This window comes from Actinomyces glycerinitolerans (assembly GCF_900098745.1).
GTDB lineage: Bacteria > Actinomycetota > Actinomycetes > Actinomycetales > Actinomycetaceae > Actinomyces > Actinomyces glycerinitolerans.
In genome coordinates this window covers 605584-625430 of sequence record NZ_FQTT01000001.1, presented here as the reverse complement: position 1 = coordinate 625430, position 19847 = coordinate 605584, and the positions used below count along the sequence as shown (strand labels likewise).

Here is a 19847-nt window from a genome sequence, read left to right as displayed (position 1 = left end):
GGTCAGTCGTCCGCCGCCAACCAGGCGTCCACCTGCGCCAGCCACTCCCGCTTGGACGACGGCGACGCCAGCGAGGCCCGGATGGAACCGCGCGCCAACTCCGCCAGTGCGGCGTCGTCGAGCCCCTGGTCCCGGGCGATCTGGTACTGGTCCACCAGGCGGGATTGGAACAACAGCGGGTCGTCCGCGCCCAACGCCACCTGAGCGCCGTGCTCCAGGAGCGCCGGAAGCGGCACGTCGCCCGGCTCCCGGTACACGCCCAGGCACACATTCGACGCCGGGCACACCTCCAGGCTGATGCCCGCCGCCGCCACGGCGTCCAGCAGGTCCGGGTCCTCACTGGTGCGGATGCCGTGCCCCAGCCGGGTCGGCCCCAGCGCGGAGACGACGTTGCGCACGTGCTCGGGGCCCAACAGCTCCCCGCCGTGGGGGAGTGAGGCCAAGCCGGCGCGGCGCGCGATCGCGAAGGCCGGCCCCCAGGAGGTGGTCTCACCCGCCCGCTCGTCGTTGGACAGCCCGAAGCCGACGACGGTGCCCGGCTCGTCCCCCGCGTAGTGCGCGGCCAGGCGTGCCAGTGTGCGCGCCTCCAGCGGGTGACGTATGCGGGAGGCGGCCACGATCACGGCCACCTCGACGCCGGACAGGATGGTGGCCTGCTTGGCGGCGTCGAGGATGATCTCCAGGGCGGGGGTGATGCCCCCGACGAAGGGGGCGTAGGAGGTCGGGTCCACCTGGATCTCCAGGCGCCGCGACCCCTCGGCGGCGTCGTCGAGCGCCGCCTCCAGCACGATGCGGCGCATGATCTCCTCGGTGACCACCAGGTGGCGGGCCGTGTCGTAGGCCCGCTGGAAGCGGAACCAGCCGCGGTGATCGGCGGGCACGTGCAGCGGATCCCCCTCCAGGAATGACGAAGGCAGCCGGGCGTGGGCGGAGGAGGCCAGCTCCACGAGCGTCTCCAGGCGCATGGAGCCCGTGAAGTGCAGATGCAGGTGCGCCTTGGGCAGGGCGGCGAGGTCGCGCATGGCGGGATTGTGCCACCCCCGGCGCCCCTGTCGGCCAACCGTCGCCTCACAGACGCAGCAGTCGGCGGCGCCGTGAGGCAGACTGTGCTCATGAGCACCGTCATGGCCGGACACGAGCCCGAGGAGGTTGCCCTGCTCACCGGCGCGCGCGCCGCCTCCGTGCTGGCCGCGGCGCTCGCCCCCGCCGGGCAGCAGCTGATGAGCTGGGAGGTCCACTCGGTGCACCACCGGCCCGGAGCCGGCGTCTCCGTCGGCTACACCGCCGTCGTTGCCCGCCCGGACGGCAGCCGCGCCACCGAGTACCTGTGCGCCACCACGGCGCGCCTGTCCAACCCACAGGCCGCCGGCCTGACCCGTGTGGCCCCCACGGGCGGGGACGGGCCGATCGTGCACGTATGGCGGCACCCGGCCGACCCGGAGCTGCCCGCGCTCGCGGTCGCCTGCACCCCCTCCCTGCTCTCCCAGCGGCTGGGGTCCCCGGTGAAGGCCACCATGGTCGCCTACCGGCCCACCCGCCGTGCCGTCGTGCGGGTTACCTACCCCGACACCTCCACCGCCTACGCCAAGGTGCTGCGTCCCAGCCAGACGGCGGCCTTCGCCGAGCGGCACCGTATGCTGCGTGCCGCCGGTGTTCCCGCGCCGGACGTGCTGCGCGACGATGCGGACGGCCTGGTACTGCTGTCCACCGGCCGGGGTGTGCCACTGTCCGGGCTGCTGTCGCGAGGCATGGACGAGGCCCAGGCGGCCCGCGTGTTCCAGGGGCTGACCGGTCTGCTGGATTCCCTGCCCGCCGCCGCCCTGCAGTTGGCGGCCCACCCCGCCTGGTCCGATCGTGCCCGCCACTACGCGCACGCCGCCGCCACCGTCCTGCCCGAGCACCTGGCCCGCGCCCGCGCCGTAGCCGAGGGCGTCGAGCAGTTGATGGCCGCCTCCGACCCGGGACCGGTGGTGCCCGTACACGGCGACTTCTATGAGGCGAACGTGCTCATGGAGGGGGAGCGAGTCGCCAGCCTGCTCGACGTCGACTCTCTCGGACCCGGGCGGCGTGTGGACGACCTGGCCTGCCTGCTCGGACACGTCAGTGTCCTGGACCACCTGGCACCCGCTTCCTATCCGCACCTGCGTCCCGTGCTGGAGACATGGACGGCCCTGTCCGAGCAGCAGGTTGACCCGGTGGCGCTGCGCGCCCGCTGTGCCGGCGTGGTGTTGTCGCTGGTGGCCGGGGCACGCCGGGAGGACGGCGGACCGTGGCGCGCCGACGCCGAGGGGCGCCTGGCCCGCGCCGAGTCCTGGCTCGCGCAGGCGCGTGAGCTACAGGCGCGTCGCGGTGCCCACTGAGCGAGGCGGCCGGAGCTCGACGCGGTGGGTGGGAACCAAGCCGCGCGTCGTCGTCGGTCCTCGAGACCGGAAGGGGAACGCAGCCACGTTTTGGACAGTTACACACTCGAAACCGCCGGAGTGCGTAACCTGCGGCCGCGCCGGTGCCCGCCGGCTGAAAGGCAGAAACCGTGTTCCCCACGTCCTCCGCTATTCCCGCAATCTCCGCACTCACCGCCCTAGGTACGGCATCGACCTCGGCCCGACCGGCCGGCTTCAGTGAGGCCCTGACCGCCGCCGACGATTTCCTCTGGGGCCCCTGGCTCCTGATTCCGCTGCTGCTGGGCACCGGCATCTGGCTGACCATCCGCCTGCGCGCCGTCCAGCTGCGCAAGCTCTTCCCGGCGCTGCGCTTCGCCTTCGTGGACCGCAGCGACGGTGAGGCGGACACCGCCGAGGGCGACATCTCCCACTACCAGGCGCTGACGACGGCGCTGGCGGCCACCGTGGGGGTGGGCAACATCATCGGAGTGGCCACCGCCATCCACCTGGGCGGTCCCGGCGCCCTGTTCTGGATGTGGGTGACCGCGTTCTTCGGCATGGCGTCGAAGTACTCCGAGGCCTTCCTCGCCGTCCGCTTCCGCACCACCGACGCCAACGGGCAGAAGTCCGGCGGCCCCCAGTACTACCTGCAGCACGCGATCAAGGGACGTGTGGGCACAATCCTGTCGGTGTTCTTCGCCATCTCCACACTGTTGGCCTGCTTCGGCATCGGCTCCATGACCCAGTCCAACTCGGTCGCCGCCCAGCTGGAGCACTCCTTCGGCGCGGACCCGGCGCTGGTCGGCATCATCATGGCGGTGGCGATCGGTGGCGTGCTGCTGGGCGGGATCGAATCCATTGGGCGCGTCACGGCCGCCTTCGTGCCGATGATGATCGTCTTCTACGTGGGCGGCTGCCTGTACATCCTCGCCGTCAACATCACGGCGATCCCCGCCGCCCTGGCGCTGGTGCTCGCGGATGCCTTCACCGGGCATGGCGCCGTGGGCGGCTTCGCCGGCTCCACCATGCTCATGGCAATCAAGTTCGGGATGGCCCGCGGCATCTTCTCCAACGAGTCCGGCATGGGCTCCGCCGCGATCGCCGCCGCCGCGGCCAAGACCAACCACCCCGTCCGGCAGGGACTGGTCTCCATGACCCAGACCTTCATCGACACCTTCGTGGTGGTCACCTGCACCGGTCTGGTGGTGCTGTCCACCGGCGCCTGGACGGGTGACGACCCGGCCACCATGACCGCCACCGCCTTCACCACCGGCCTGCCCGGACAGTGGGGCCACTACATCGTCTCGGTGGCGCTCATCTTCCTGGGCTGCTCCACGATCCTGGGCTGGGCCTACTACGGAGAGCGCTGCATCGTGCGGCTGGTGGGCGTTCACGGGGTGCTGCCCTTCCGCCTGTTCTTCACCGTCCTGATCTTCCTGGGCACCGTCACCAGCCTGGACGACGTGTGGACCTTCGCGGACATCGCCAACGGCCTCATGGCCATCCCGAACCTGATCGGTCTGGTGCTGCTGTCCGGCCTGATCGCCCGCGAGACCAAGGCATACCTGGAGCAGGACCCGTACTTGCGGCGCCCCGGCGACGAGTTCACCTCCGTCCCGGAGGAAGCCGAGGTGGAGGCCTGAGCGGCCGCGGCTACGATGGTGCGCGAGTCCGCGTCATGCAAAGGAAGCTCAATGAAGATCGTCTCCGCTCACGTCGGCACCATCCCGATCAGTTCCCCCATCCGCAACGCCTACATCGACTTCAGCTCGATGGACTGCTCGATCCTGGCCCTGGTCAGCGACGTGATCGTCGACGGCCGGCCGGTGGTCGGCTACGGCTTCAACTCCAATGGCCGCTACAACGCCTCCGCCATCCTCGAGCAGCGGCTGCTGCCCCGCCTGTTGGCCGCCCCCGAGGCCGAGCTGCTCGACGACGACGGCGCACTCGCCCCCGAACGCGCCTGGCGGGTCATGCTGCGCAATGAGAAGCCCGGCGGCCACGGGGAGCGTTCCGTCGCCGTGGGTGTGGCCGACATGGCCCTGCATGACCTGGCCGCGAAGCTCGCCGGCGTGCCCCTGTACCGCTGGATCTCCGACCACTACGGCGACGGCAAGCCAGACGCCGATGTCTTCGTCTACGCCGCCGGCGGCTACTACGCGCCCGGCAAGACCCTGACCGACTTGCAGGACGAGATGCATCGCTTCCTGGACGCCGGATACCGGGTGGTCAAGATGAAGATCGGCGGCGCCCCGCTGGATGAGGACCTGCGCCGCATCGAGGCGGTCATCGACGGCGTCCTCGACGGCGACGGCTCCCGTCTGGCGGTCGACGTCAACGGGCGCTTCGACCTGGACACCGCGTTGGAGTACGCCCGCGCGCTGGAGCCCTTGGGCCTGTTCTGGTACGAGGAGATCGGCGACCCGCTCGACTACGCCCTGAACGCCGTCGTCGCCGAGAACTACCGGCGCCCCATCGCCACCGGCGAGAACCTGTTCTCCATGCAGGACGCCCGCAACCTGCTGCGTTATGGCGGCATGCGTCCGGACCGCGACTACATCCAGGTAGACCCGGCGCTGTCCTACGGGCTGACCGAGTACCGCCGTGTCCTGGACGTGCTCGACCGCCACGGCTGGTCCTCGCGCCGCTGCATCCCGCACGGCGGGCACCAGTTCTCACTCCACATCGCCGCCGGACTGCACCTGGGCGGCAACGAGTCCTACCCGGGCGAGTTCCAGCCCACCGGCGGTTTCACCGACGACGCCCAGGTGGTGGACTCCCGTGTGGCTCCGGGTGAACTGCCGGGCATTGGGCTGGAGGGCAAGGCGGAGTTCTACTCCGTGCTGCGCGGCCTGCATGCCTGAGGCAGGAGTCGGCGAGTCAGGGCGTGGCGGAGTCGTCCGGTAGCGAAGGCGAGTTGGCCGTGGCGGTGACGTCGGAGCCCGAGGGCGACTCGGCTGAAGTGGCCGTCACGGAAGCCTCATCCTGAGCCGTGGGGTCGGGGGTGGCGGTGGGCGCGCCTCCCTCGGAGCACTGGACGGCGATAAGCGCCGAACTGTTGGCCGAGCCGTCGCCGTGTCCGGATGGACGTTTGGGATGCGATTCCAGGACGGTGATGGTGCAGCCGAGTACCTCGGCAGAGGAGCCGACCGGAATCAGCGTATATGGCTCGTTCTCGTATGAGTCCGCGAGGTCGCCCGACTCGGAGCGAGAGAAATTGACGCCGACATTCTTCTCGCTGACAAAAGTGACGACGAGCACCCATTCCACGGCATCTCCCGTGCCGTGGCGTCCCGGCTGCTGCATAACGTAGCTCCTAGCCTGGTCTCGCAGCGCCTCAACCTCGGGCGAAAGTTTGGGCGTCCCTTGCGGCAATGGGCGCCAATGGGCGTTCGCGTACATGGCGACACCCGCTATCAGGAGAACCGCGATTACGACTGCGAGGTATCGGTTGGTGCGGAAACGTCTCGTTGCGGTCACGTTACCAACTTTACCTACGTTCAGTGTCTGAAGGACGGCAATCGACCCGGGGTGGTGCGACGCCGAGGGAAGCGCTCTGCGGGTGTGTCAGGGCGTTGGGGCGCCGGTCGGCTCGTCCTGGGCGGTGGGGTCGGTGGCGGTGGGGGTAGCGCTCTCGGGGCACTGGACGGCGATGAGTGCCCAACTGGATGCGGACCCTGCGCCCCGGCCTCGCGGCCTTTCGGGGTGTGACTCCAAGACGGTGATGGTGCAGCCAAGTACCTCTGTGGACGATCCGACCGGGATCTTCGTACTGGGGACGCGTTCGGTGCCGCGTGCAAAATTCACCCAGACGTACTCTGAGTTCGCCGCGGCGAGTATCAACGACGCGTCATCAATCTGCCGGGGACGGCTCTCCGTGTAGATCAGAGCTTGGCTGCGCAGCGCCTCGACCTCGGGCGCGAGCTCCGGGGTGCCTTGGGGCAGCGGCCACCAGAAGACGACGTACACGCCTGCGCCTAATGCCAATATCAACGCTGCGAGTGTAATCGCGAGCCGTTTGCTTCTTCGCGTAGCCATCGGGTGTTCTTTCGGTAGGCGTGTCAATGTGCGGAGTCCAATGAGGGCGCCCTGTGGTCGGGGAGGCCGAGGCCTGTATTGAGCGCGGTCATAGTCCTGCCCCTGAACACCGTCAGTTCCCGCCGGCAGTCATCACCTGGTCGGCGCCGATGCAGGCGGTGTGGCGGTCTCGTCGGGGCACTGGACGGCGATGAGTGCCCAACTGGATGCGGACCCTGCGCCCCGGCCTCGCGGCCTTTCGGGGTGTGACTCCAAGACGGTGATGGTGCAACCGAGTACCTCGGCCGATGAACCGACATCTATCCGGGTATCTGGAACTGCTTCACCGCCCCTGGTGAAGTGGACCCACACGGCATCGGCATTCGCGGTTCCGAGAACTAGAGACCAGTCATTTCCTCTGCCGGGTTGGTTCTCTACGTAGCTCGTGGCCTGGCTGCGCAGCGCCTCGACCTCGGGCGCGAGCTCCGGGGTGCCCTGCGGGAGAGGCCACCAGAACATGTACGCCACTGCTACGGCGATGAGCGCCAGCGCGCTGATCGCCGCAGCCAGTAGCCGTTTGTGTCGCACTCAGTTGACCTCGGCCAGCAGCTGCTGCATGCGGGTGACGCCCTCGGTGATGGCGTCGTCGCTCATGGCGTAGGACATGCGCAGGAAGCCGGACGGACCGAAGGCCTCCCCGGGCACTACGGCCACCTCGGCATACTCCAGCAGCAGGTCGGCCAGCGTGGCCGAGGAGTCGATCACATGCCCGCGCAGCGAACGTCCGATGAGTCCCTCCACGCTCGGGTAGGCGTAGAAGGCGCCCTTGGGTGTGGGGACCTGCACGCCGTCGATCTCGGAGAGCATGGACACGATCAGCTGCCGTCGCCGGTCGAAGGCGGTGCGCATGTGGGCGACCGCCGACAGGTCCCCACCCACGGCCGCAATGGCCGCCCGCTGGGAGACGTTGGCGACGTTACTGGACAGGTGCGACTGGAAGTTGGTGGCCGCCCGAATCACGTCCGACGGGCCCATCATCCAGCCCACGCGCCAGCCGGTCATCGCATAGGTCTTGGCGACGCCGTTGAGCACCACCGTCTGGTCGGCCAGTTCGGGCACAAGCGCCACAATGTGGGCCGGCTGAGCGTCGTCGTACAGCAGGTGCTCATAAATCTCATCGGTGACGACCCAGATGCCGTGCTCGAGCGCCCACTGGCCGATGTGCGTCAGCTCGGCGGGGGTGTAGACGGCCCCGGTCGGGTTCGACGGTGAACACAACAGCAGCACCTTGGTGTGCTCGGTGCGGGCGGCCTCCAGCTGCTCCACCGTCACCTTGTACTCCTGGTCCGCTCCGGCGAACACCTCCACGGTGCTGCCTCCGGCCAGGGCCACAACCTCCGGGTAGGTGGTCCAGATCGGGGTGGGCATGAGTACCTCGTCGCCCGGGTCGAGCAGTGCGGCGAACGCCTGGAATACGGCCTGCTTGCCGCCGTTGGTGACCAGGATGTCCTCCGGGGAGACCAGGTAGCCGGAGTCGCGCAGTGTCTTGGCGGAGATGACCTCGCGCAGTTCCGGCAGCCCCTTGGTGGGGGAGTACTTGTGGTTGACCGGGTCCTGGGCCGCGGCGACGGCGGCATCGACGATGTAGTCCGGGGTGGCGAAGTCCGGTTCGCCCGCGCCGAACCCGATGACCGGCCGGCCGGCTGCGCGCAGGGCCTTGGCCTTGGCGTCGACGGCGAGGGTCGCCGAAGGGGCGATGGCGGCCAGACGGGCTGAGACTCGGCTTCTAGGTGCAGTGCTCACGCGCCGATATTCTCATGACACCGCGGTAGGGCGGTGCCGCTGTCCCGCTATGCGGCGCGAGGTGGCAAGGCTCTCACGCCCGCAAGGCCGGGCACGGAGCCGCGGACGTGGCGCAGCCCACGCGGCTGAAGTTCCGCAATCGGCGGTCCGTGTGGCAAGATGGGTTGCCGCTGAAGGGCAGTGGCGCAATTGGTAGCGCACCGGTCTCCAAAACCGGCGGTTGTGGGTTCGAGTCCCGCCTGCCCTGCTGAGAACGGCGGATCTGTCGGGAGATCCCGTCGGTTCCGTCTTCTCGCCCGCCAGGGCGTGACCGAACCGTCGACCCGAGGATCACGAGAGAACATGAGCGATACGCGCGTCGCCAAGGGCACGCAGGAGAAGAGGCGCGGCCCGATCTCCCGCATCGCCCTGTACTTCCGGCAGGTGATCGACGAGCTCCGCAAGGTGGTCTGGCCCACCCGGAACGAGCTGTGGACCTACTTCGCAGTGGTGGTCGTATTCATCCTGGCGATCATGCTGTTCACCGGGGTGCTCGACGCGATCTTCGACCGGCTCGTCATGTGGGCCTTCGCCTGACCGTCCCGATCCGTCCCCGTTTCCACCAGTCGCCGTCGCCGTCAGATTCAGTCCGAGGAAAGAGAAACACCGTGTCCGAGGAGAACATCCCCGAGGAGCCCACCGTCGTCGACGAGGCCGCCCCCGCCGCCGAGTCGGCCGTCGAGCCGCAGCAGCCGGCCGACGTCGACCCGGTCGAGGAGTTCCGCAAGCAGCTGTCCTCGCTGCCCGGCGAGTGGTACGTGCTGCACACCTACTCCGGTTATGAGCGCCGCGTCGCCGCGGACATCATGGCGCGCGCGGAGAACTTCGAGCTGGAGGACTACGTCTTCGACGCCGTCGCCCCCATGGAGACGGTCATCGAGATCAAGAACGGCAACAAGAAGAAGGAGGTCTCGCGGGTCCGCATCCCCGGCTACGTGTTCGTGCGCATGGACCTGGATGACCCGGAGACCTCCGAGCAGGTGTGGCGCACCATCAAGGACACGCCCGCCGTCACCGGCTTCGTCGGCGACCGCTACGACCCGGTGCCCTTGACCTTCGAAGAGGCCGTCTCCCAGCTCGGCCCCACCCCCGAGGAGGTCGCCTCCAAGCGGGCTGCCGCAGCCACCGCCGCCCCCGAGGAGGGCGCCGCCACCCAGGTTGCCGCCGACGGCCAGGTCTACGAGGTGGCCTTCTCCGTGGGGGAGTCCGTCATCGTCACCGATGGCCCCTTCGAGTCGCTGCCCGCCACGATCTCGGAGATCCACCCCGAGACGCAGAAGCTGCAGGTGCTCATCTCCCTGTTCGGCCGCGACACCCCGGCCGAGCTGGCCTTCAACCAGGTCGCCAAGATCTGACCGCCCGGCCCGCGGGTCCTAAGGACCCGCGGGCGAGGGCGCAGCGCCTGTGAGACCGCCCACCGGCGGGGTCATGGGCGTGCACGCGGGTCTAAGATGGGCGCTCGCGTGCGAGGTACGTGCCCACGTACCAACGCATGAACCCGCTGCACGGCAGGTGTGCAGCATTCCGGACAAGAAAGATCGAATTACCCATGGCTCCTAAGAAGAAGGTCGCCGGGCTGATCAAGCTCCAGATCCAGGCCGGCCAGGCCAACCCGGCCCCGCCGATCGGCCCCGCGCTCGGTCAGCACGGCGTGAACATCATGGAGTTCTGCAAGGCCTACAACGCTGCCACCGAGTCGCAGCGCGGCAACGTCGTCCCGGTGGAGATCACGGTTTACGAGGATCGCTCCTTCACCTTCGTGACCAAGACCCCGCCGGCCGCGGAACTGATCAAGAAGGCCGCAGGCGTCTCCAAGGGCTCCGCCACCCCGCACACGGACAAGGTCGGCTCACTGACCCAGGCCCAGGTGCGCGAGATCGCCGAGACCAAGATGCGTGACCTGAACGCCAACGACGTCGACTCCGCCGCGAAGATCATCGCCGGCACCGCCCGCTCCATGGGCATCAGCGTCGAGGCCTGATTCCAGGCCAACCTCCCCAAACCAATAAGCGTGGAAGGGCCTGCGCGGCCCGTTCACCACGACTGCTAAGGAGAAGCAGATGACTAAGCGCAGTAAGGCTTACCGCGCCGCCGCGGAGAAGATCCAGTCCGGGATCCTCTACACGCCGGCGGAGGCTGTGAAGCTGGCCAAGGAGACGTCCGTCACGAAGTTCGACTCCACCGTGGATGTCGTTCTCCGGCTGGGCGTTGACCCCCGCAAGGCCGACCAGATGGTGCGTGGCACCGTGTCCCTGCCGCACGGTACCGGCAAGACCGCCCGCGTGGTCGTCTTCGCGCAGGGTGAGCGGGCCGAGCAGGCCCTTGCCGCCGGCGCCGACGAGGTCGGCGGCGACGAGCTCATCGCGAAGGTCGCCGGCGGCTACACCGATTTCGACGCCGCCGTCGCCACCCCCGACCTGATGGGCAAGGTCGGTCGCCTCGGCCGCGTCCTCGGTCCCCGTGGCCTCATGCCCAACCCCCGGACCGGCACCGTCACCATGGATGTGGCCAAGGCCGTCGCCGACATCAAGGGCGGCCGCATCGAGTTCCGGGTGGACCGCGCCGGCAACCTCAACTTCGTGATCGGCAAGTCCTCCTTCACCGAGGAGCAGCTGGCCGAGAACTTCCAGGCCGCCCTGGACGAGGTGCAGCGCCTGAAGCCGTCCGCATCCAAGGGCCGCTACATCCTCAAGGCCACCATGGCCACGACGATGGGTCCCGGCATCCCCATGGATGTCGCCAAGCTCTGAGACGTTTCGGCTGACAGACAGCTGAATCGACGGGCCGGTTCCCAGACGGGACCGGCCCGTCCGTCATCACAATCAGACTTTCCTCTTAGGATGGCCGCACCGGGCAGGCCGGGCCAGTGCGCCCACGTGCCCGGCCTGCCCCTACCCCGAGGAGACACCCATGCCCCCGATCGACGCCGCCGCCCAACGCCTGGGCAGCGCCTATGTGTTGGACGCACGCATCGGCGGGGGCGCGCAAGGGGATGTGTGGCTCGCCCACCGCAACGACGCCCCCGGCATTCCGTTGGCGGTCAAGTTGCTGCGCGCCGACCTGCTGGAGGACGCCGACGTCGTCGAGCGTTTCATCCGAGAGCGCGCCACCTTGATGCGGGTGTCCTCCCCCTACGTCGTGGGCGTGCAGGACATGGTGATTGAGGGCAGCCGCTTCGCCATCGTCATGGACTATGTGGGCGGCGGCACCCTGCGGGGGCTGCTCAATGAGCAAGGGGTGCTGTCACCCGCCGAGGTGGCTCGGGTCGGGGCCATGCTCGCGAGCGGACTGGCCGTCGTTCACGATGCCGGCATCGTCCACCGCGACATCAAGCCCGCCAACGTGCTGATCTCCCCACCGGGCGGGAGTGCCGATCCGGCCGACGGTGATGACACCGTGGTCGGTCAGGGCGCCTGGACGCCCCGACTCGCCGACTTCGGGGTCGCCCGCATCTGTGACACGGTCGCCTCCTCCCACGCCACCGGCGCCATTGGCACCCCGTTGTACATGGCCCCCGAGATCCTCGATCCCGCCGCCCCCACGCCGGCCGCCGACGTCTACTCCCTCGGTGTGCTGTTGTACGAGGCCGCCTGCGGCATCACCCCGTTCGTCGGTGCCCCCTCCCAGGTGCTCGCGCAGCACGCCCGCCGTGCTCCCGGCCGCCCAGACGGCGTTCCCGACGCCCTGTGGAGTGTGCTGGAGCGCATGCTCGCCAAGCAGCCGGCCGCCCGTCCCAGTGCCCGCGAGGTCGCCGCCGCACTGCGAATGGCCGCTCCCGCGCTGGCGGGCTGCGCCCCCGCTCGCCGCCTGACCGTGCCCCCGCCGTCCGCTCCTGCGGCCGCGCCCTACCTGTGGGCCGACGACGCGCTGCCCGGTTCGGCGATGGCTCCGACTGAGGCGGGCCCGGCCGGGCCCGAGGCCGGGACTCCTCCCACCGCCCCGCTGGCGCTGCCGCCGACGGCGGTCGCCGCGGGCGTGTCCGCCGCATCCGCTGCACCCGCCGCAGGTGAGGCCGCTGCGCAGGCCCGGTTCGCCGGCGCCCCGCAGCCGCCCGCCCCGCCGGCCGACTGGGCGCCCCCGAATGTTGGAGCCGTGTCCCGACCAGTGCCACGCAGCCGCCGCCCCAGGCGCGCGCTTTTCGGTGTAATCGGCGCGGTCGTCGTGCTCGCCGTCGCCGTCGGCGGGGTGATCGTCTGGCGGCACCGGACCGCGGGTGCGCCCGGTCCCACCGCCGTAGCCGCACTGCCCGCACAGGCCGACACGATCGAGCTGCAGCGAATCACCGATGTGGATGAGTACCGCCTTGCGCCCGACCACGGTGCCCTGGCGGCGGAGACCAGCTACAAGCACTGGTCGCTGTACGACCTGGACGCCGCGGGCCAGGCCCCGGTCTGGTCCGGCGACTGTGACTCGGCGGGCTTCTGGACCGGCGAGACCTTCCTGTGCGTCCAGGACGACACCGGGCAGCTGATCGGCCTGGACGGCACCGAGGCCGGCGGTGTCCTCGCGTTCGACGAGCGCAAGCAGCTGGGAACCACGGGAAGCGCCGCCATTGTGCTCGACGGCAGCTACTCCGGCTCGCTCGTGGCCATGGACGCCGACGGCGAGCAGGTGTGGCGCCGCGACGGCGGCTTCCGCGAGGCGCGCATCGGTGCGGGCTTCATCGTCACCTACGAGACCGGCTCCGAGCGGCTGCTCGTGCTCTCCGCGGAAACCGGGGAGGTACTCCTGTCCGAGGCGGCCGAGAACGCCCCCGACTTCGACTCCTCCCTGCCCGGCGGCATCGGCATCGACGCTGGCACGCAGGCCTTCTACAAGGTCGATGGCGAGGCGGTGACCGTCTACGACGCCACCGGCACCGAGGTCGGCACCGTGGACGGGGCCGGTACCCGTTCGGATTGGGTGCTTTCCGACGCCGTGAGTGCCGAGCAGCTGGTGGAGCTGCTGCGCAGCGCTGCCGCTGACAGCTCGGTGCACGTGCGCGGCCGAAGCGCCGAGGCCGGGCTCACGCTCAATACGATCGGCTGTACCGTCACCGGCCCCGACGGAGCGAGCTATGACGTTCCGGAGCGCACCGACGGGGAGGCCTGCGTCATCACCCCGGAGGGACTCATCGGCAAAGACGAAGGTGTGCTATTCACAATGGGGCAGCCCTCCTCGCGCACGGACGCCACCGGAGACAACGTGATCGCCTACGACCTCGACGACGGCGAGCAGCTCTGGCAGGCGGCCGGCACCCTGGTGGGTGTGCTCCCGCCGTCGGACAATGCCGCCGGCAAGGCCGCCGGGGCCCCGCGCATGCTGGTGGCCGAGGGAGACGACCTGGTCATTCACGCCGTCGTGGGCAAGTAAGCCGAGACTGGGCGCCGCCGGCCAGGCCTGTGCCACCGGGCCCACGGAACGGGGCATCTGCCCGGAAGCCGCCGTGGAGGCATGGTCCGGCGAGGGAGTAGCCGCCGCGATGGGGCCGTGGCCTCTGCCTGGTTCTTCGGCGTCATCACCCCCTCGACTCTGCGGCTGGCGGCGCCTGCGTCGTCGGAGGCCTTCGCCGCGCGGGGCGGTCTAGGTCCTGTTGTGTAAGTGCTTGGGTGGCGGTGCGCGGTTGGGTGGCGGTGTGTGGTTTTTGAGCCGGTCAGTTGGACCGCTGTTCCCCGGTTGGACCCCTGTTCCCCGGTTGGACCGCCGTAGCCGCCGGTTACAGCGGTCCAACGGGGCGTGGGCGGTCCAACGGGGCGTGGGCGGTCCAACCGGGGCGGTGCAAGACCCACTCGCCCCCTTCGACGGGCGCACACCAAGCCCACTCAAGCTGGGGCCCCGTAGCCGCCAGATACGACGAACTCGCCATCCGCTATCAGACCACCATCCACATCGCCAGCACCGCCCCGCCAGCACAAACGACTTACACAACACGACCTAGCCTCGCCGGTGACGGTGGTGTCCAAATTGGACAGACCCATGAGTTCGCCGACCCGGTCGCTGACCGCTTGGGCACGCTGCTCGGACAGGGTCTGGTTGTAGTCCTCCTCGTCGACGCCGTCGGGGGGAGTTGTTCGGTCGGTGAGTCGTTCGCGCAGGAAGCGGGTGGCGTACCGACGTCTGTGGTATCCCAGGACGTGCCTGAAGGCACGTCGTTGATGCTGACTGGGATGGCGGAGGCGGTGCTTGCCGAATTCGTCTCGGGTGATGTTGATGGGGCAGGGGTGTTGGTGGCTGTGTGGGCGTATTAGGGGTTGGTGCCCGGGTATACCCGGTTTGTTGGGTTGGGGTCCCCAAGGCGTGTGGGTGATCGTCTTGTTATTGTTGACGGGTTCTAGATCGCCGAAGGGTTCGGCTTGTGGTTTGTAGGAGTGGTGTTTGTGATGCTGTGTCGGCGTGAGGTGTTGACTGGTTCTGCGTCGTTGGCGGTGGCGGCGGTGCTCGCCGCCTGTTCGGCGGGTGGTGGTGGGGCGGTTTCGTCCGCCTCTCCGGCTGGCACGGGAGGCACGTCGGCGGTGCCCGTGAACTCAGGGCCGGTGGTGTTGGATTTTGAGTGGAGGGGTGAGGCGTTGACGGCGCGTGTGGGCCCGGCGGTGGTGCAGGATGGTTACACGGTGGTGCGGGTTGAGGTGTCCGGTGACGTACAGGACTCGTTTTGGTTGTATGGCATGTTGGGGCGTCATACCGCCGCTTGGACTTTGACGGGTGCGTATTTGTTGTCGCTTGTGGGTGGGGTTGCGTTTCGTGAGGTGACGACTAATGGTGGTAATGAGAGTGTGGAGCCGGGTGTGCCGGCTGAGGTGTTTCCGGTGTTTGGGGCTGTGCCGGATGGTTTGAGTTCGGTGGATGTGTTTTTGCCGAATGTGGGTGTGGCGCTTGGGGTGCCGGTGGTGGATGCCGGTGAGGCTGGGTTTGATGTGGGTGGGGTGTTGGCGGCTGCGGAGTTTGATGATGCGGTTGAGTCTGGTCCGTTTGGGTTGAATTCGGTGGTTGTGGCGGCGGATGGTTCGTCGGATACGGCCAGTGATGATGTGTCGACGACGGTGAATGTGTCGGGTGACGTGTTGTTCGCGACGGATTCGGCGGAGTTGAGCGACCAGGCGGATGAGGTGCTGGGGGCTGTGGTGGAGCAGTTGGAGCTCTATCCCTCGGGCGGATCGCTGGCGGTTACGGGGCATACGGATGATGTGAACACCGATGAGCACAATCAGGATCTGTCGGAGCGGCGGGCGCAGTCGGTGTCGGATCGTCTGGGCGGGCTGGCGGACTTGTCTGGTTGGGATGTGTCGGTGTCGGGTAAGGGTGAGTCTGAGCCGCGGGTGCCGAATGACTCGGATGAGAATCGGCAGTTGAACCGGCGGGTGGAGGTGCTGCTGACCCCCGCCGACCCCGACGAGGCGACCGGTGTGGCTGGTGGTTCGTCTACCGGCTCGGGTGACATGCCGGAGGCGAGTGGTCCGGTTGGTCGTGGGCCGGACGGGGTGGATATCGAGGTTGATGGGGTGCCGGCCCGCATCTCCTTGGACAGTGTCACCAGGGTCGGCGACTACCTGATCGGTAACGTGAAGATTGTCGCCGAACAGGACGCCACAGTGTCTGTGGTTTATCTGGGCATCCCGACCAGTATGTATTCGTTGCGCGAGTGGGGTACGTATCAGTCGACGGGGTTCAGTTTGCTGAAGGGCGGGCAACGGTACCTTCTGGCCGACTTCACCGACGGTGAAGGTGAGAACCGGCCGCTGACGAACTTCTGGTCGAATGATCTAGTCGCGGGTATGGAGAAGTCGTTCCCGGTAGTCTGGCCGGACACCGGGGAGGACACCGTGACGATGGACATGCCGGGTGGCACAAATGGTTATAGGCCCGTGCTCGCAGTTCGCTTGACCGATATCCCGGTCGTCGAAGGGTGAGCTTGCGTTCAGACGCCTTCAGAAGGAAGCGTGGGCGGTTAACGGCGGTCACTCGCTGCGCGGTAAGAAGAGGATTGCGATCAACGGGGTACGGATTCGTGCGGCGGGCTCGGGAACCTCGGGCCCGCGCAGATTGGAAAATGGGCTCTTCCGGTATGGGGGCGTGGTGGCGGCGCAATTCACTCATAACCGAGGGGTGTTGTCATGTTCTGGCGGCAAACGTGTGACTGAGGTCAGAGGCGTCGTGGGCAGACAGTGCCCGGGTATACCCGGTTTGTTGGGTTGGGGTCCCCAAGGCGTGTGGGTGATTGTCTTGTTATTGTTGGCGGGTTCTAGATCGCCGAAGGGTTCGGCTTGTGGTTTGTAGGAGTGGTGTTTGTGATGCTGTGTCGGCGTGAGGTGTTGACTGGTTCTGCGTCGTTGGCGGTGGCGGCGGTGCTTGCCGCCTGTTCGGCGGGCGGTGGTGGGGCGGTTTCGTCCGCCTCTCCGGCTGGCACGGATGGCGCCTCGGCGGTGCCTGTGAACTCAGCCCCGGTGGTGCTGAAGTCGGTGTGGAAGGGTGAGGCGCTGACGACGCGTGTGGGCCCGGCGGTGGTGCAGGGCGGCTACACGGTGGTGAAGATGGAAATTTCCGTCGACTCCGGCGAACGATTCTTACTCGGCTCGTCGATGTTTGGCGACGGGTTGAACATCAACACGTTGGCGGCCGTCAAGTTGATTTCACTCCGGGAAAATGTAGTGTATCGAGAGGTCGGGCGGACCCCCAAAGGAATCGGATACATTGAACCTGACTCTCCGGCGGAGTTGCTCCCGGTGTTTGGTGCTGTGCCGGATGATATGGACTCGATCGAGTTGCTATTGCCGACTACGGGTGTGGCTCTGGGCGTGCCGGTCGTGGATGCGCCCGTGGCGGGGTTTGATGTGACGGCGGCGATCGCGAATGCGCAAATCGATGAAAGTATTCATTCTGGTCCGTTCGAGTTGAATTCGTTGGTGGTGGCTGCGGATCGTTCGTCGGACACAGAGAAGGCTGATACGTCAACGACGGTGAACGTGTCTGGGGACGTGTTGTTCGCGACGGATTCTGCGGACCTGAGTGACGCAGCGGACGGGGTGCTGGCATTGGTTGTGGAGCAGCTAGAACTCTATCCCTCGGGCGGCGAACTGGCGGTTACGGGGCATACGGATGATGTGAATACTGATGAGCATAATCAGGGTTTGTCGGAGCGGAGGGCCAAGGTGGTGGCGGATCGGTTGGGGGAACTGACCGACCTGTCGGGATGGGAAACGACCGTGTCGGGCAAGGGCGAGTCGGAGCCGCGAGTGGCGAACGACTCGGATGAGAACCGGCAGTTGAACCGGCGGGTGGAGATCGTGCTGACCCCCGCCGACTCCGATGAAGGCAGTGCTGCGACAACAGGTGCTGGCTCGGCTGCAGGGTCTGGCGACATGCCGGAACCGGTCGGCCCCGTGGGCCGGGGCCCGGACGGCGTGGACATCGAGATCGACGGCGTGCCCGCGCGTATCTCCCTCGACAGCGTCACTAGGTATGCGGGCTACCTGATCGGCACGGTCAAGATCTCCTCCGAGCAAGAGGTGAGCGTTCCATTGTTCTTGATGCAGATCCCTGATGATTTGCTCTTCATTAGGATGTGGTCGTCTTATGCGACTTCAGGCTGCACGCTTTTGAAGGGCAACTCCCGGCATTTGGTTGTCGACTTCATTAACTCCGATGAAAATAGCATTGTGCTGGCCGGCTACATCTCGGGAACAATGGTGGCCAATGATGTTCGTAGTCTCCCGGTGGTATGGCCGGACACGGGGGAGGATACGGTGACCATGGACATGATCGGTGAGGATGACGCTTTCGGTCAGCATCTGGCGGTTCGCCTGACCGATATACCGGTCGTGGAGGCGTAGACGCAGGGAGCGAGACCCTTGGCGGCCGCAAGCGGGGCAGTCCTCCCCATGGTGGCGGGCTTCATCGGACGGTTAGCGTCGGTGTGTTCCCGTCCGCAGTGAAGGAGCCCCCGATGCTGAGTCGACCTTCGAGCAGCCACGGCCAATCCGTGATGCCATCTGTAGCGCCGCGTACTGTTGCCTCACGCGCTTCCACGTCCTGCGGGATGACCCGCCGCGGCGTGCTGCTCGGTGCGACTGCGGTTGCGCTGGGCGGGCTGTTCAGCGGTTGCGCGGCGGGAAATCGATCTCCAGACACGGGGAGTACTACCGCGGCAGCCACAGCCGAGGCCGTCACTTTGGACGCGCAGTACAGGGGCGCAATCCTGACTGTGCAGGTGGGCCCTGCAGCGTCATACGGCGGGTATACGGTTGTGCGCCTGCGAATCGCCACCGACTCTCAGAAGATGATGGACCTCGCGGGTGTCTTCGCGTCGCCCAAAGACTCGCTCGCCATGACCCAGATCTACATGTTGTCGCTCGCTCGGGATCAGGCTTATCTGGAATTGACTCTGAAGTCCGCCGTCGGGCGATACGGGGTGGCTCAGGGAAAGCCGCTGGACCTGTTCCCCGTATTCGGTGCGGTGGACCCTGACGTACGTGAGGTGGAGGTCTTCCTACCTAACCTCGGGGTTGCCCTGGGAGTACCAGTGGTGTCCTCGGAGGAGGTCGACTTCCCCGTGACCGAGATAATCGACGACGCGGGGCTCACAAACCAATACCCCTTGCAAACTGACCCTTTCGCCATCGGATCCCTTGCCATCGCGGGTGACGGATCGTCGGATACGGCGGTGCTCAACGGCCAGACCACGGTCACCCTGCTGAGCGACCTGCTCTTCTCCGACGACAGCACCGCTGAACCGGAACTTTCCGAGCGAGCCGATGACATGCTCGCCGCCGTCGTGAAGCAGTTGGCGTCCTTCCCCTCGGGTGGCACCGTGTCGGTATGCGGGCATGAGACAGAGCACAACTACGACGGCGATGTTGAGGGGGGCGAGGCGGAGGCTCAGGCGGTCGCGGATAGATTGGCTGATCTGGCCGACCTGGAGCACTGGGAGGTGTCGATTGAAGGTGGCGATTACCGTACGCCGCGTCTCGATAGGCACAGCAGCCTCGGGACCTGGCTGTATGACGAGGAGTTCGCGCACATCAACCGGCGAGTCGAGGTCGTGCTGGTCCCCAACGATCCAACCGAGGGCGATACTTCGGACGCCGCCGTCGGCGATGCGGAGCCGCAGGCGACCGGCCCGGTCGCAAACGGCGCTCAGGGTGTCACCGTCACTGTGGGCGAATGGGGGAAACTGACCCTGTCCATGGAACGGGTCATTCGCGTAGACGGTTTCCTGGTCGGTACGGTGATGCTGGGGGTAGAGGAGGCCCTCGGGGTAAACGTGTACCCCAAGGGCGCCTTCCTACTCCCTGACACCGCCCAGGGGGCTCACTGGGGTGACTGCCTGAACTATGCCTGCAACCTGACATTGCTCAATGGCAGCGTCAGGCAGCTGCCGGCGGAGTACTGGAAAACTGGTGGTGGTAACGACTACGTGCCGCTCACTAACTACATGAGCGACGACGTCCTTCCTGCCGATCTGGTTCAGATTCCGGTGATCTGGCCGGACGTGGGTGGGGATACGGTCACGCTCGACCTGCCGGGTGGTGCGAACTGTGAGGGTGAGGCGATCACCGCTCGCCTTACTGACATACCCGTCGTCGAGGCGTAGGGGATGAGGTCACCGATCGGGGCGTCTGCGGGAGAGCTCTC

General features: G+C 67.4%; 15 protein-coding genes and 1 tRNA gene. 12 read left to right on the top strand and 4 right to left on the bottom strand.

Going from position 1 to position 19847, the window contains the following annotated elements; all coding sequences use genetic code 11:
- Positions 1-2: 2 nt before the first annotated feature.
- Entirely contained in the window at positions 3-1022 is a 1020-nt protein-coding gene (locus tag ACGLYG10_RS02660; protein ID WP_073327600.1) for an adenosine deaminase, read from the bottom strand.
- A gap of 90 nt (positions 1023-1112) precedes the next feature.
- On the opposite strand from ACGLYG10_RS02660, the gene ACGLYG10_RS02655 reads away from it, so the two are divergent.
- From ACGLYG10_RS02655 to ACGLYG10_RS02645, 3 genes are all read left to right on the top strand, one after another.
- A complete protein-coding gene (locus ACGLYG10_RS02655; RefSeq protein WP_073327598.1) occupies positions 1113-2360 on the top strand; it encodes an aminoglycoside phosphotransferase/kinase family protein in 1248 nt (415 codons plus the stop codon).
- A 200-nt stretch (positions 2361-2560) separates the two neighbouring features.
- Positions 2561-4024 carry an alanine/glycine:cation symporter family protein gene (locus ACGLYG10_RS02650; protein ID WP_083565420.1) on the top strand — a complete coding sequence of 488 codons (1464 nt, stop codon included), beginning with the start codon at positions 2561-2563 and terminating at the stop codon, positions 4022-4024.
- Positions 4025-4075: 51 nt separating this feature from the next.
- Positions 4076-5245: a mandelate racemase/muconate lactonizing enzyme family protein gene (locus tag ACGLYG10_RS02645; RefSeq protein WP_073327594.1), complete on the top strand. Its 1170-nt coding sequence runs from the start codon at positions 4076-4078 to the stop codon at positions 5243-5245.
- 16 nt (positions 5246-5261) lie between these two features.
- Here the strand turns inward: ACGLYG10_RS02645 and ACGLYG10_RS02640 are convergent, their stop codons facing one another.
- The 3 genes from ACGLYG10_RS02640 to ACGLYG10_RS02630 all read right to left on the bottom strand — a co-directional run bounded on the left by ACGLYG10_RS02640 (position 5262) and on the right by ACGLYG10_RS02630 (position 8201).
- Complete coding sequence (locus ACGLYG10_RS02640) at positions 5262-5687, bottom strand: hypothetical protein (protein ID WP_073327592.1); 426 nt, start codon at positions 5685-5687, stop codon at positions 5262-5264.
- Between the two features lie 261 nt (positions 5688-5948).
- Positions 5949-6374 (bottom strand): hypothetical protein, encoded by a 426-nt coding sequence (locus ACGLYG10_RS02635; protein ID WP_139240723.1) that lies wholly within the window; start codon positions 6372-6374, stop codon positions 5949-5951.
- A 612-nt stretch (positions 6375-6986) separates the two neighbouring features.
- Complete coding sequence (locus tag ACGLYG10_RS02630) at positions 6987-8201, bottom strand: pyridoxal phosphate-dependent aminotransferase (protein ID WP_073327589.1); 1215 nt, start codon at positions 8199-8201, stop codon at positions 6987-6989.
- A gap of 174 nt (positions 8202-8375) precedes the next feature.
- On the opposite strand from ACGLYG10_RS02630, the gene ACGLYG10_RS02625 reads away from it, so the two are divergent.
- The 9 genes from ACGLYG10_RS02625 (at position 8376) to ACGLYG10_RS02580 (ending at position 19806) form a co-directional block, all read left to right on the top strand.
- Positions 8376-8448: transfer RNA gene (locus tag ACGLYG10_RS02625), tRNA-Trp, on the top strand.
- Positions 8449-8543: 95 nt separating this feature from the next.
- Entirely contained in the window at positions 8544-8777 is a 234-nt protein-coding gene (gene secE, locus ACGLYG10_RS02620; protein WP_083565331.1) for a preprotein translocase subunit SecE, read from the top strand.
- 71 nt (positions 8778-8848) lie between these two features.
- Positions 8849-9595 carry a transcription termination/antitermination protein NusG gene (gene nusG, locus ACGLYG10_RS02615; protein ID WP_073327586.1) on the top strand — a complete coding sequence of 249 codons (747 nt, stop codon included), beginning with the start codon at positions 8849-8851 and terminating at the stop codon, positions 9593-9595.
- Between the two features lie 194 nt (positions 9596-9789).
- Complete coding sequence (gene rplK, locus ACGLYG10_RS02610) at positions 9790-10221, top strand: 50S ribosomal protein L11 (RefSeq protein ID WP_073327584.1); 432 nt, start codon at positions 9790-9792, stop codon at positions 10219-10221.
- A gap of 79 nt (positions 10222-10300) precedes the next feature.
- Positions 10301-10990: a 50S ribosomal protein L1 gene (gene rplA / locus ACGLYG10_RS02605; protein WP_073327583.1), complete on the top strand. Its 690-nt coding sequence runs from the start codon at positions 10301-10303 to the stop codon at positions 10988-10990.
- Between the two features lie 160 nt (positions 10991-11150).
- Positions 11151-13592, top strand: a complete 2442-nt coding sequence (locus tag ACGLYG10_RS02600) for a serine/threonine-protein kinase (RefSeq protein WP_073327581.1) — start codon at positions 11151-11153, stop codon at positions 13590-13592.
- Positions 13593-14599: 1007 nt separating this feature from the next.
- The gene (locus ACGLYG10_RS02590; RefSeq protein ID WP_244542551.1) at positions 14600-16126 is read left to right on the top strand and encodes an OmpA family protein; all 1527 of its coding nucleotides are present in this window, start codon (positions 14600-14602) and stop codon (positions 16124-16126) included.
- A gap of 381 nt (positions 16127-16507) precedes the next feature.
- Complete coding sequence (locus ACGLYG10_RS16485; protein WP_244542550.1) at positions 16508-18046, top strand: OmpA family protein; 1539 nt, start codon at positions 16508-16510, stop codon at positions 18044-18046.
- Between the two features lie 446 nt (positions 18047-18492).
- Positions 18493-19806: a hypothetical protein gene (locus ACGLYG10_RS02580; protein WP_139240721.1), complete on the top strand. Its 1314-nt coding sequence runs from the start codon at positions 18493-18495 to the stop codon at positions 19804-19806.
- Positions 19807-19847: the final 41 nt, after the last annotated feature.